The organism is Microcystis sp. LE18-22.4A (assembly GCF_027531105.1).
Classification (GTDB): domain Bacteria; phylum Cyanobacteriota; class Cyanobacteriia; order Cyanobacteriales; family Microcystaceae; genus Microcystis; species Microcystis aeruginosa.
This window is the reverse complement of record NZ_JAPZRB010000426.1, coordinates 1-12,254: the sequence shown is the minus strand read 5'-3', so window position 1 is coordinate 12,254 and position 12,254 is coordinate 1. Positions and strand designations below refer to the sequence as shown.

Sequence of the window (12,254 nt, the reverse complement as noted above, 5' to 3'; positions counted from 1 at the left end):
AGAAAAACTTGATTAATAATGTACAGGATTAATTCTACTACAAAATTGGAAGGAGGAGGCAACCATCGACCCCTACCTCCTACACTCCGAGAATGATTATTATTCTTGAGCATGAATAGTTTATTTTTTGGAAGTCCCTTAACGCACCCTACAAGATCGGCGATCGCACTGCTGCTAACCCGCCCTACCGCGCTGCAATAATGTCAGTCAGTCCGGACTGATTGCCTTGCTGGTCGAAGATATCTCTCTTGTAATCGGATTTTCTTGAACAAATGTGACTGTTAAGTCATGAGAATTAGTTCCTGTATATATTCCCCGAATTTTTCCGGGCATCCTCGTTCCTGATTTTAGGACAACAGTACCGCTAAGGGTATAAGGAACAGCAATTGTTGATAAGGTAACGCTCACAAACGCATCTATTGTTATATGGGGGGGAACGCTGACAGGAGTGTTAAAACCCCATGTTTTTGTTTTAGTAGTGGAGCCATTCCAAGTGTAGGTGTTTGTCACATCAATAGAAACTGTTACCTTGCCTTCAGCAATAAATGGAACCCCAGTTTTAAATGACGTGCTTGCGCCAACTTTAACTGCTAGAGAATCAGACCAACCAGATGTTTCTGAAACAGATTCGGAGCCAGAAATCGTGCTGGTTTGAGATTGGGTAGAGTTATTATGTACAGACTGACGATAAAGTTCCGCAGGTCCTGATCTCAGAATCTTTGCGGCATTAACATCGTAATCAATGCTTGAAATCTCGATGTCGACTACAGGGTCGATCTGCATCGTACACCACAATCCCCCACGATTGTCACTTGGGCCAGTCCCTTTGTATACGCAGAAGTTTCCATCGTCTTGCATAACTGCGAAAAACTGACCACCGGGTTCAGCCTTATTGTTGTAGCACCACAATCCCCCATGATTGTCACTTGGGCCGCTGCCTCGATATACACAGAAATTTCCATCGACCTGCATTATGGCGAAGAATAAGCCATTGGGTGAAACTAAATAATCGTTTACGCCAAGAAACTGCCCAGAGGTTAGGAAGGAACCTTTACTTGCCATCGGTGTTCTCCTGTTTGAGTTAAATGAGTCATAACATCTACTTAGTTTTGCATTATAGCGGTTATTCCCGGCGTGAAAACACAGAAATTCATACAAGTATCTGAAAATGCTTTGAAAAAATAAAATTTTTATTGAACAAATGTATTCCATCCATTTAATAACCGCTATAAGCCTGCAGAAATGTACATGCCAACGCAATCTAAGAGCCTAACTATATATTATGCGGAAATTTTCCGTATATCACGCCAAATACGCATTTTTTAAAGAATCTTTCCGTATATTACGCTCAAATGGAGTGATCGCAAGAAGTTTTCCGTATAATATTACGATAAGCGTGTTATGCCGATTAGCGTACTCTTTTATGAACCCTCCCCCACCCCGAAAACTCCTAGACGTAGTGCGAGAGACGATCCCGCCCTACCGCGTTACTCCTACCGCACCGAACAAACATATCTGGACTGGATTAAGCGTTATCTGCTCTTCCATCAGAAAAAACATCCTCGTGAAATGGGGGGTGAAGAAATTAGAGCCTTTTTGACCCATCTTGCCGTTGATAAAAACGTTGCCGCCGCCACCCAAAACCAAGCCCTCAACGCCATCCTTTTCCTTGATCGAGAAGTTCTTAAAATTGAACTGGGTAATATCGGTGCATATTTACGGGCAAAAGGTCACAAACGTCTGCCCACCGTCCTCACCAAAAAAGTAAAAATGGCTGATGATTTTAGCGATCGCACAACAAACTGCGATCGCTGCCTAGGTAATTCTCAACCCACCAAAGTTAGGATTGCTCATCCAAGAAATTGAATCTCTTGAGAAGCAGTTACTGAGCTTGCGGGTTGAGAGTCGAAGTTATCCCTTAAATGAGCTAATCGCCTTTAGCTCGGCTTTTATGACGATGAAAGCCATTGCCAGCAACTTAAATCAAATGAGTCAAGACTTACCTGCCTACACCCAATAGGACTAAATCCCTTCTTTTCTAGCTAAAAGGACGGGACAATTGACATTAACCCGCACATAATCCGAGAGGGAAGTACCGAGAAGGCGATCGAGATCTGGTAAACTCTTAGCCACGGAAGGACGGCGATCGGGCGAACCCAACAGTAAGAGATCGACATTATAATCATCGACGAGTTTGCAGAGTTGTTCTCCCGGTTTACCCCCCGTCACCACGCAGCGATAGGGTATATTCATCCGTTTCGCTTTTGCCACTGCCGGCCCTATAATCGGGTTTTCTTCCATTTCTTTGGGGGAAGTGGGGGCAAATTCCGGTTTTAAGTCGGGGTTGACGCGGGCCAGAATTAACTCTGCTGAAGGATAATCCCGCAGGAGATAAATAGCCAGATCGAGAGCTAAATCAGCCGAGCTAGACTTATCGAGAGCTACCATCACCTTTTTGATTTTTTTGACGTAAATATCGTCTTTTACCAATAACATCGGGTGATTAGTCAGTTGAAAGACGTATTGACTGACGGAATTTTCTAGAATTGCCTCCAGTCGCTTTAGTCCTCGGGAACCCATCAGGATCAAATCGGCACCGATTTCGTCGGCAACTTGACAGACGGTATCTTTGGGATCTCCTTGACGCAGAATAGTGGAAACTTTGCTGGGTTCAATTTTGACTTCTTGCAGGATTTTAGTCAGCATTTGGGTTCCTTCTTCCCATTTACTGGCCAGAGCTTCGGTGGTAATCTGAGGGGGAACAACCCGGAGAATGGTAATCGACGCTTTCCGGATAGCGGGGAGATCCATCAATGCTTGTAGCATTTCTTGGGTTTGACCTGCGCCGGAATCAGCGTATAGTATTTTCTCTAGCATAAGATTAAACTCGGTCTATGATCTTAATAGTTTTCGCCAATTTTCAGCATACTGCTAATGTTGTTCGCGAAATTTAACAACTTATTAAGCGCTTTTTCTTAGGTTAATGCGATGCCGAAGGCACTGCGTAGCAGCTCGCACTTGAGGGGATTTTAAGTATTTATGCTCAATTGACTAGAAATACTTGGCTCAAAATCATCGTGTCAAGCGTTCATTTGTATTATATTTTGGCTGCAATGCTGGCACTCTCTTTTAATCACAGCTAAATCCGTTGAGTATAGGCTACTTATAGGGACAGGCAATAGGCAATAGGCAATAGGCAATAGGCAAAAGGGGGTATAAATAATCAGTCTTTAATAAACGGATTTAGTATCACTACTGCTGCTCACCATTAAATCGACCATTTCATTGATGATTAGAGTTCTTGCATAATTAATTTTTGAGAGTGCAAAAATGAGAAAAATAGACATAAAATTGCATAAAATTCCTAAATAGGGGCTGCTGAAAAAGCTTTTCTGGGGGCAGGGTGTGGGGTGTGGGGTGTGGGGTGTGGGGTTTGATCGATTTTCAGGTGGTCAACTACCTAATTTTCAGGGAAAAAGTACCTGAATTTTCCCCCCTATCCCCGCAATGGCTGGCACTTTTTGAGGGGAAAAAAGTCCAAAAGTCTTATCCAACAAGGTTTTTAGATTTATTCAGCCAACCCTATTTAAACCGCTTATACTAAATCCGTTGAGTATAGGCTACTTATAGAGGAGAGGCACTCATGCAACAGGCAAGAGGCAAAAGGGGGAATAAATAATCAGTTTTTAATAACCAGATTTAGTATCAGTTCCTCTGAACTTAGATGGGTTCTTCTCGACTTTGTGTGATAATTTTTACTTATGGAATCGTGAAGTGCTTATTGGGCAAGACTTTTAGGACTATTTTGCCGAAAAAACTCTCAGTATAGACCTCGTTTCCACACAGAAACCAGAAGAGCCTTAGATGTTCGGCTAAGTCAGCTTTCTTGGGCATTTTATCTCCTTGTTTTTACTCGTTTTATTATAACAGGATTTGGTATTAGAAGACAAAACAGGATAGACTTTTCTCTAGTCCGATCGATTTTGGGGACCATGAAGGATTTATTGGCGATTTTTAGCAAGGAATTAAGCTCTTGGTTTCGGCGCTGTTGGTTAGCGGTACTATTGACCGGCAGGGTTTTTTACTTCCTATTCACGCGCCAACCCGATTGGCGCGTCACCCAAGAACAAATGGTGGCAGCCGGGCCCGCCTCGCTGATTATCGCCATGATCACGGCTGCGGTGATCGGGATGATCTTTACGATCCAAGTGGCCCGGGAGTTCCAAGCTTTGGGCGCTGGCAGTATGGTGGGGGGAATTTTGGCCCTTGCTCTCGGTCGGGAACTCTGTCCGATTATGATGGCGATCGTGGTAGCCGGTCGGGTAGGATCGGCTTTTGCGGCGGAAATCGGTACCATGAAGGTGACAGAGCAGATCGACGCACTCTATATGCTCAAAACCGATCCCGTGGAATATCTGGTGCTGCCCCGTTTAATTGCCTGTTGTCTGATGGTTCCCGCTTTGAGTGTTATGGCGTTGCTGATCGGTTTAGGTAGCGGTTTGCTAGTCGGCCAAAGTTTATACGGGATTGCCAATTCAGTTTTTCTCGACTCGGTTCGCGGTTTTCTGGGTGTGGGAGATGTGCTGAGTGGACCGGTTAAAGGGGTGGTTTTTGGGGCTTTAATCGCGATTATCGGCTGTAATTGGGGTTTAACGACCGATGGCGGTGCTAAAGGAGTCGGCCAAGCTACTACCGCGGCCGTAGTCACTATGCTCTTAGCGATTTTTGTATCTAATCTGCTGATGACCTGGATCTTGTTCCAAGGATCTGGCAATAGTTCGGTTTTATTTGGACAGTAATTTCAGTTAAAAACTGTCATTTTCTCGCCATTGTTCTAATACTAAATCCAGTTATTAAAGACTGATTATTTATTCCTCCTTTTGCCTCTTGCCCCCGCCCCCCCCCGATGTCGTAGGGTTGATTCATGAATCAACCCTACCCCTACCCCCACGAAAAACTTTTTGCCGCAGACCACTAGGTAGGGTTGGCTGAATAAATCTAAAAACCTTGTTGGGTAAGACTTTTAGACTTTTTTTCCCTCAAAAAGTGCCAACCATTGGAGTGATCGGGGGTAAAATTCCGGGACTTTTTCCCTGAAAATTAGGTAACTGACCCCCTCAAAATCCCTAAAACCCCACACCCCACACCCCACACCCCACACCCCACACCCTGTCCCCACGAAAAACTTTTTGCCGCAAACCCTAGCTAACTTAACAATACCCAGTTCACCAAAACTACCCCTGCACCACCTGTTTAAGGGTGGTAAAGGTTTCTAGGTTGATTAACCCCCGGCGCTGGCCTTTTTGGTTGGAAATGCCCAAAAATACCGATTCTCCCTGTTTGGGATTGCGATCGAATCGGGGTGAAGAATTGATATAAACTAAAGCACTATCGGACTCCATGGCGAATTGACGACTTTCTCGATAGGATTCGGTGACAATACAATCGGCATGACCGCTACTATACTTATTAATCCAAGCGATCGCATCAGTTAGGGTATCCACTAACCTAAAGGCCAGCTTTTTTTCTAAATAGGGTCTTTGCCAATCATTATCGGTGGCAATGGTTAAATGTTCCGGAAAATCCGCCGCTAATCGGGTATCTCCCCGCAATTTAAAGCCTTTTTCCTGCAAACTTTTAAACAAACGACTTAAAGTCGAAGAATTCTGATGGGGACTAATTAAAACTTTTTCGATCGCATTAACCGGATCGGGTATGCTGCCATGACTATCGATAATTACCTGACGAGCTAACTCCAAATCGCCACTAGGAGACCAATACAAATAACAGTTTCCCATGGCCGCGCGCAAAACGGGAACCGTGGCCAATTGACTCACCTGACCGATTAAACTAGGGCGACCGTAGGGAATAATCAAATTAACATAATTTTCCTGCGTCACCAACTCCTCTAGGGAGGGACTAGAATCGCAGGGTAAACCACTAACACAATCCACCGGTAAACCCACATCTTCCAATGCTTCTTGGATAATTTCCGTAATCACTCCATCGGAATGACTAGAGGCATTGGAACCGCGAATAATCAAACTATTGCCACTTTTTAGGGAAAATCCCGCCGCTACCATCGCTAATTCGGGAAAACCTTCATAGACTAAGGCAATCACTCCTAAAGGCATCCTTTGGCAATAGGTTTGGGACGGATTAAGTTGATAGGCCGCGTTAATTACCTGTTGCAGCGGATCCGATGCTTCCGCTAGTTGTTGCAATACCTCCACCGTCGTCTCTAAACGTTCGGGAGTTAACCGTAACCAGCGAATCATTTGTTCTGAGACGGCCATCTCTCGACTGACCTCTAAATCGAGGGTATTGGCTTCTAAAATGCGATCAAAGCCAGTTTTAATGCCATTAGCGATCGCGATTACCCCGCGATTTCTTTCGTTGCCATTGAATTGACCCAGATCCAGAAAAGCATTGTATGCTTGCTTAAAGATCGTCGGGGGGGTTTTGGGGGAACTTTCGATCATAGATTCTTGTCTAGCGTCGATAGGCTAACCAAAAGATGAATGCGGGCAAAATAACTAATAGCATAACTAGAATTGCCCCAAAAATCACGCTTACCCCCGGCGGTGATTTCAAGATTAACGGTAGCCAGACGACCGATAATAACAGAATTATCCCCATCATCAGGGGCAAGACTCCTTCCCCAAGGCGCTGATTCGTACTCACCCAACGAAATCCCGTCCAGCGCCAAGTGCGTTTATAGGGATAGTGGGGGGCTAATTGTTCGATAATTTGGCCGTTTTCCTGTACCACAAATATCTGTTGACAGCGATCGCAGCCAAAGGCATCGGTCAATAAAATCGGGCATAATCTCCCTTTCCGACGACAGGGACAAGGATAGTCTTGGTGTTGGTCGATTTTGGTATATTTATGCGGTCGCACAAGCTAAATTTTTGTTTATAAACGGTTGTTTTTAGTCGCTCGTGGTCAATGGCTAAGGTATTCAACGGTTGCCCAAAATCCTCAACCCTATTGCTCACGGGTAATTCCCATCTTAAGGGATATCCCTAAATTATTCATCCTGACCTTAAGGTATATTTCAAGATTTTTTCAAGCGGGCAACGCGATTCGAACGCGCGACATTCACCTTGGCAAGGTGACGCTCTACCACTGAGCTATGCCCGCAAGCTTTTTTTTACACTTCTATAAGTGTGCCAAATCTCAGAGCATTTGTCAAGTAGTTTGGAGCATTTTTTGACAATGATTCATCTTCCGGCAAGTCCCCCAAACCCGTGATAGCTTCGAGAACCACTTCTATCTTAGCCTGTAGTCGGTTGAACTGATGTGCCAAGCGATCAAAGCGCTTGTCAATGGCGGCGAATTTTTCATCTATATGCCGTTCCATAGCGTCAAAAGCTGCCGTAATCCGCCCCTCTGGTTCTAAATCTAATTCCAGAGTCTTGATTCTCTCGACAGCGTTGACTAATTGCCGTCTGAGTTGGTTAATATATTTGTTCTGTTCAGCTTCGCTCATCAGTGGAACTCCGGGAGTGGGGACAACTAAAATCCTAAATGCCGGGGGAATTTTCTTAGCCTTCCATCAGTGCCTGTTGGGGATTATTTTCCAATAATTCTAGGGGTTTATCTTCATTCCGGGGGCGCAATTGACGCATGAGACTAGCCATTTCTAGGGCAGATAGGCCATAATTCCAGCCCAAATTACTTTTAATACCGGCCCGTTCGAGGGCCTGTTGTAGAGTATCAGTGGTGAGAATACCGAAGACAACGGGAACACCTGTCTGAAAAGCGGCCGCAGCAATACCCTTAGCAGCCTCGGCAGCAACGTAGTCAAAATGGGGCGTTTGGCCGCGAATAATTGCCCCTAGACAAATAACGGCATCGTAACGGTGGGAAAGGGCGACTTGACGGGCTACCATTGGCACTTCAAAGCTACCCGGTACCCAGATATAATCGACTTGGGTGCCATCGGGATTGACATCAACCCCGTGACGCTTCAGACAGTCTTGACAGCCTGATAACAGTTTATCAGTGACGAGATCATTAAAACGACCAATCACGATCGCAAAGCGCAAAGAGGATATGTCCTCGGTAAAATTTCCCTCAAAAACAGTCATAGGTAGAAGGGGATAGGAGTGGGAAGTGGGGAAGTGGGGAAGTGGGGAAGTGGGGTAGTGGGGAAGTGGGGTAGTGGGGTAGTGGGGTAGTGGGGTAGTGGGGTAGTGGGGAAGCTGTCTCATCACCCTATCACCCCAAAACCCTATCACCCTATCTCCTCCTGTCTCCCGTCTCCTGATCAAGGCTAAATCACTAAAAAGTTTAAAATAGCGACGGCAACGACTAAAATCGCCCAAATTGCCGAACCCACATAGAGAAGGGGTTTCGATTGATCCCAGTTTTGGGGGGAAGCATAGGCAACGGGGACACCAATCACCATCAGCAAGGAAAATAAAACTAAGGCAATGAGAAAAAATTGAAAAACAATAGACATGATTGGGTTCTCCTAAAGCAGTTGATGTTTATTTAGATAATTCTCCCAGATTTGATACTTGTATGGAAGAGCCTCGCTTCCACTCAACTTAACTGGACGATCCTTCCTCTAAGTCCTCTCTGAATCAGGGGTTCCCAGGAGATATCCCTGTCAGACTGAATCCACGAGCATTTTAATTTTACTGCCAGTGACTACCCAGCCGCAGCGGGTCCTAAAATTTTTTTGATGTCTCCGTCCTTGTCAAAAGCAGGATTGTAAGGGTTAGGTGGGGGAAGTGACTCCCTGTAATCCCTTGCCCAGATTACAGTATTTTCGCGTTTTCGCCAAACCTGCCCTAGAAAGGTCTCCAGACTGCTGAACTGCTAAAAGCTAATGGTCAAGCCCCCCAAACGGATGCCCGCGCCAAAAATGACGAACAATACTGCTAGAGTGGTGACGGCGACTATGTGCAGGGCGAGGAAATTTAAGTTTTCCTCGCTCAGTTTAGGAATGAGAAAAAAGCGGGAATGAAGGGCCAAGATGAGAGTTAATAGCAGTAAAGCTAACTTAATGCCTATATAAACCGATAAAAAACTATCAAATGACCAAAAATCACGAAAACCGGGCAAATAAATCCAAGTCAGTCCTAGGCCTGTTATTACCTGCAACAATAGCGCAGATAACCCAAAACCTTCAAAATATTGCTCAAATTGACGAATTCGGTCTGGTTCTCGGTTTTTGAGGGCCTGGGGTAGAACGGTGACTGCCAACAATAAATGACCACCGGCCCAGACGGTCGCCCCTAGGGTGTGGAGAATTAATAAAATTTTGAACAACATCGGTTTCTCTCAGTCAAGATTTGCTAACTTATAGTACTTGACCCGGTTATTGCCGAGCATTTAGTAACAATAGATACAGAAAAAATCCCAATAACTTCTCCTTACTAAAAAATATGGATTTAATTTTATGTCATCAAACGGCGGATTTTGACGCTTTGGGGGCAGCGGTGGGTTTATCGTTGCTGAAAGCGGGTAGTCGCATTGTGTTAACGGGGGGAGCGCACCCGACGGTGAGGGAATTTTTGGCCCTGCATCGGGATGAATTCGCTTTAATTGAAATGCGTAGTGTCAATCCGGACTGTATTCGCTCTTTAATTATCGTTGATAATCAGTGGCGGGAGCGTCTGGGAAAAGCCTCCCAGTGGCTCGATTTAGGGCATTTACAGGCGATCGAATTGTATGATCATCATTTGGATAGTGAAAGCGATATTCATGCCTCTAGCGTCCATTTAGAAGCGGTGGGAGCCACCACGACTTTAATTGTCGAAGCTTTACAAAAAGCCCACATTCAACCAAACTCGATGGCAGCAACGGTAATGGCACTCGGTATTCACGTTGACACGGGTTCCCTGACTTTTGCCGGTAGTACCCCCAGGGATGCCTATGCTTTGGCTTGGTTAATGACCTGTGCTGCTAACATTAAAACGATCGCCCAATACTGTCAACCGAGTTTTTCCCCGCGCTTACAGGAGTTATTTAGCCTTGCTTGGGAAAATCTAGAGATTAAAACGATCCATGACCGTAAAATCGCCCACGTTCTCCTCCATACTGCCGATTTTATCCCCGGTTTGTCTAGTGTGGCCGAGCGCCTACTGGAATTATCCGATAGTGATGCGCTACTTTTTGCCCATAGTTATAGTAAAGGCGAGGAAGATAATTCCCGACAGCGTTTAACTGTGATTGGTCGCTCTAGAATCGATGGGGTGAATCTATATCAGCTTTTTTGCCCCTATAACGGCGGTGGTCATGCTCAGGCCGCTTCGGTGAGTTTTCGCGATGTTCAGCCAGTTCAACAGTTAAACCAACTGCTGGGGGACTTAATTGCTCAAATTCCTCCTTCTCCCACCGCTAGGGATTTAATGTCTTCCCCGGTGCGGACAATTCGTCCCGATACTTCCATATCTCAAGCCGAGCGCATCCTTTTTCGTTACGGCCATTCGGGGTTATCGGTGGTAGATGAGCAGGATCGCTTAGTTGGGGTGATTTCTCGTCGTGACCTCGATTTAGCTCTCCATCACGGCTTTTCTCGCTCTCCCGTGAAGGGATACATGACTTGTAATCCGAAAACTATTACCCCCGACACTTCCCTTCAGGAAATCGAGTCACTGATGGTAACGTACGATTTGGGGCGTTTACCTGTACTAGAAAACGGGCAGTTAGTCGGTATCGTCACTCGTACAGATGTATTAAGACAGATTCATCAAAATGAGCGGGTGCGTTTTGAAGGGATTGCTTTGGTTTCCTGTCTTTTACCGACGATTAAAGAGCGTTTAGAGCCGATTTTATGGTCATTCCTGCAAGCTGCCGCCGCTGCCGCTCAAAAACGCGGTTGGCATCTCTATCTGGTTGGGGGTGCGGTGCGCGATTTATTGTTAGCCACAGAAAGGGATACTTTATTGTTACAGGATATCGATTTAGTGGTGGATGGCTGCCATCGCGCCGCCGGTGTGGGTGCAGGGGTGGAGTTGGCTAATTGTTTACAGGAAATTTATCCGGGGGTTCGGTTATCGATTCACGGGGAATTTCAGACGGCGGCTTTGTTATGGCACAAAGATGAGCGTTTTGGCTCGTTATGGGTGGATATCGCCACGGCACGCACGGAATTCTATCCCTATCCTGCCAGCAATCCCCAAGTGGAGGCTAGTTCGATTCGACAGGATTTGTATAGAAGGGATTTTACGATTAATGCTCTGGCAATTCGCCTAACTTCGCCGAAAGAGGGGGAATTACTCGACTTTTTTGGCGGTATGTTGGATTTACGCGCCCAACAAATCCGGGTTCTCCACGCTAATAGTTTTATCGAGGATCCGACGCGCATCTATCGAGCGGTGCGTTTTGCCACTCGGTTAGGATTTGTTATTGAACCCTTGACAGAAAGCTATATTAGGTATGCGATCGAAAGTGGAGTTTATGAGCGCTCACGGCAACAAAACCAGAATGCACCCGCTTTACAGTCCCGTTTAAAAGCGGAGTTGAATTATATTTTAGAGGCGGATTACTGGGAAATTGCCTTAGAAAAGTTGGCTGATTTGGGGGCTTTGCACTGTTTACACGGGGATTTAAGTTTAAATCGGGCTTTATGGCGACAATTGCGCTGTCTCAGGCCTTGGTTAGATTGTTTAAGTCTGGAATTGCCGGTGAATGCTTGGTTAATGCGGTTGGAATTATTAATCGCTTCTCTGGCTATGGAGGAAAGAATAGCGATCGCTAATAATTTACAATTGCCCAAAGATAGTGTGGAGCGTTTACAAAAACTAGAAGTTATGGAAAGAGAGATTAGCAATAATTTTGCTTATGATCGACCCGTTAGTCAAATTGTCAGCTTTTTCAACGGTTATCAGGTTCCTAGTTTGTTACTGGTGGCGGTGAGGAGTGAGACTAGGATTCGGGCTTTAATCTGGCAATATTTAACTAAATGGTCGCAGATCGAGGCTCCTATCGACGGCAATGACCTAAAAGCTTTGGGTTATCAACCGGGTCCCCAGTTTAAATCGTTACTTGCGGCAGTCTTGGGGGCAACTTTAGATGGAATAGTCAGCAATAAAAGCGAAGCTATGGCTTTTATTGCTAGATTAACTCGGGCTTGCTGAATAAATCTAAAAACCTTATTGGGTAAGACTTTTAGACTTTTTGTCAATCAAAAAGTACCAGTTGTGGGAGAGATAGGGGGAAAATTCAGGGACTTTTTCTCTGAAAATTAGGTAATTGACCAGATGAGAATCGGTAAAACCCTACACCCCACACCCCAC

12 protein-coding genes, 1 tRNA gene and 1 pseudogene are annotated in these 12,254 nt (G+C 45.3%); 5 read left to right on the top strand and 9 right to left on the bottom strand.

Going from position 1 to position 12,254, the window contains the following annotated elements; all coding sequences use genetic code 11:
• Positions 1 to 207: 207 nt before the first annotated feature.
• Positions 208 to 1,062 carry an ETX/MTX2 family pore-forming toxin gene (locus O9295_RS18805; RefSeq protein WP_288034474.1) on the bottom strand — a complete coding sequence of 285 codons (855 nt, stop codon included), beginning with the start codon at positions 1,060 to 1,062 and terminating at the stop codon, positions 208 to 210.
• A 339-nt stretch (positions 1,063 to 1,401) separates the two neighbouring features.
• On the opposite strand from O9295_RS18805, the gene O9295_RS18800 reads away from it, so the two are divergent.
• Complete coding sequence (locus O9295_RS18800; RefSeq protein WP_288034473.1) at positions 1,402 to 1,866, top strand: site-specific integrase; 465 nt, start codon at positions 1,402 to 1,404, stop codon at positions 1,864 to 1,866.
• The gene (locus tag O9295_RS18795; protein WP_167341548.1) at positions 1,847 to 2,020 is read left to right on the top strand and encodes a hypothetical protein; all 174 of its coding nucleotides are present in this window, start codon (positions 1,847 to 1,849) and stop codon (positions 2,018 to 2,020) included. The genes O9295_RS18800 and O9295_RS18795 overlap by 20 nt, the downstream gene beginning before the upstream one ends.
• 2 nt (positions 2,021 to 2,022) lie before the next feature.
• On the opposite strand, the gene O9295_RS18790 is transcribed toward O9295_RS18795, so the two are convergent.
• Positions 2,023 to 2,877 carry a universal stress protein gene (locus O9295_RS18790; protein WP_008201218.1) on the bottom strand — a complete coding sequence of 285 codons (855 nt, stop codon included), beginning with the start codon at positions 2,875 to 2,877 and terminating at the stop codon, positions 2,023 to 2,025.
• A gap of 526 nt (positions 2,878 to 3,403) precedes the next feature.
• Here O9295_RS18790 and O9295_RS27480 point away from each other — a divergent pair.
• Entirely contained in the window at positions 3,404 to 3,604 is a 201-nt protein-coding gene (locus tag O9295_RS27480; RefSeq protein ID WP_012266167.1) for a hypothetical protein, read from the top strand.
• Positions 3,605 to 3,992: 388 nt separating this feature from the next.
• Positions 3,993 to 4,799, top strand: a complete 807-nt coding sequence (locus tag O9295_RS18785) for an MlaE family lipid ABC transporter permease subunit (protein ID WP_002798033.1) — start codon at positions 3,993 to 3,995, stop codon at positions 4,797 to 4,799.
• Positions 4,800 to 5,234: 435 nt separating this feature from the next.
• On the opposite strand, the gene O9295_RS18780 is transcribed toward O9295_RS18785, so the two are convergent.
• From O9295_RS18780 to O9295_RS18750, 7 genes and pseudogenes are all read right to left on the bottom strand, one after another.
• Entirely contained in the window at positions 5,235 to 6,482 is a 1,248-nt protein-coding gene (locus O9295_RS18780) for a glutamate-5-semialdehyde dehydrogenase (protein ID WP_002798032.1), read from the bottom strand.
• Between the two features lie 10 nt (positions 6,483 to 6,492).
• Entirely contained in the window at positions 6,493 to 6,900 is a 408-nt protein-coding gene (locus O9295_RS18775) for a hypothetical protein (protein ID WP_288034469.1), read from the bottom strand.
• Positions 6,901 to 7,071: 171 nt separating this feature from the next.
• Positions 7,072 to 7,143, bottom strand: a tRNA-Gly gene (locus O9295_RS18770).
• Positions 7,144 to 7,216: 73 nt separating this feature from the next.
• Positions 7,217 to 7,492, bottom strand: a pseudogene (locus O9295_RS18765) (hypothetical protein); the annotation flags it as partial.
• Positions 7,493 to 7,547: 55 nt separating this feature from the next.
• Positions 7,548 to 8,093, bottom strand: a complete 546-nt coding sequence (ribH, locus tag O9295_RS18760) for a 6,7-dimethyl-8-ribityllumazine synthase (RefSeq protein WP_002799220.1) — start codon at positions 8,091 to 8,093, stop codon at positions 7,548 to 7,550.
• 185 nt (positions 8,094 to 8,278) lie between these two features.
• A complete protein-coding gene (psbZ, locus tag O9295_RS18755; protein WP_002732865.1) occupies positions 8,279 to 8,467 on the bottom strand; it encodes a photosystem II reaction center protein PsbZ in 189 nt (62 codons plus the stop codon).
• A gap of 362 nt (positions 8,468 to 8,829) precedes the next feature.
• Positions 8,830 to 9,285, bottom strand: coding sequence for a CopD family protein (locus tag O9295_RS18750; protein ID WP_288034463.1), 456 nt, complete (start codon positions 9,283 to 9,285; stop codon positions 8,830 to 8,832).
• Between the two features lie 113 nt (positions 9,286 to 9,398).
• Here O9295_RS18750 and O9295_RS18745 point away from each other — a divergent pair, with 113 nt between their 5' ends.
• On the top strand, positions 9,399 to 12,095 hold the full coding sequence (locus O9295_RS18745) for a CBS domain-containing protein (protein WP_288034461.1): 2,697 nt from the start codon (positions 9,399 to 9,401) through the stop codon (positions 12,093 to 12,095).
• The last annotated feature ends 159 nt before the right edge of the window (positions 12,096 to 12,254 follow it).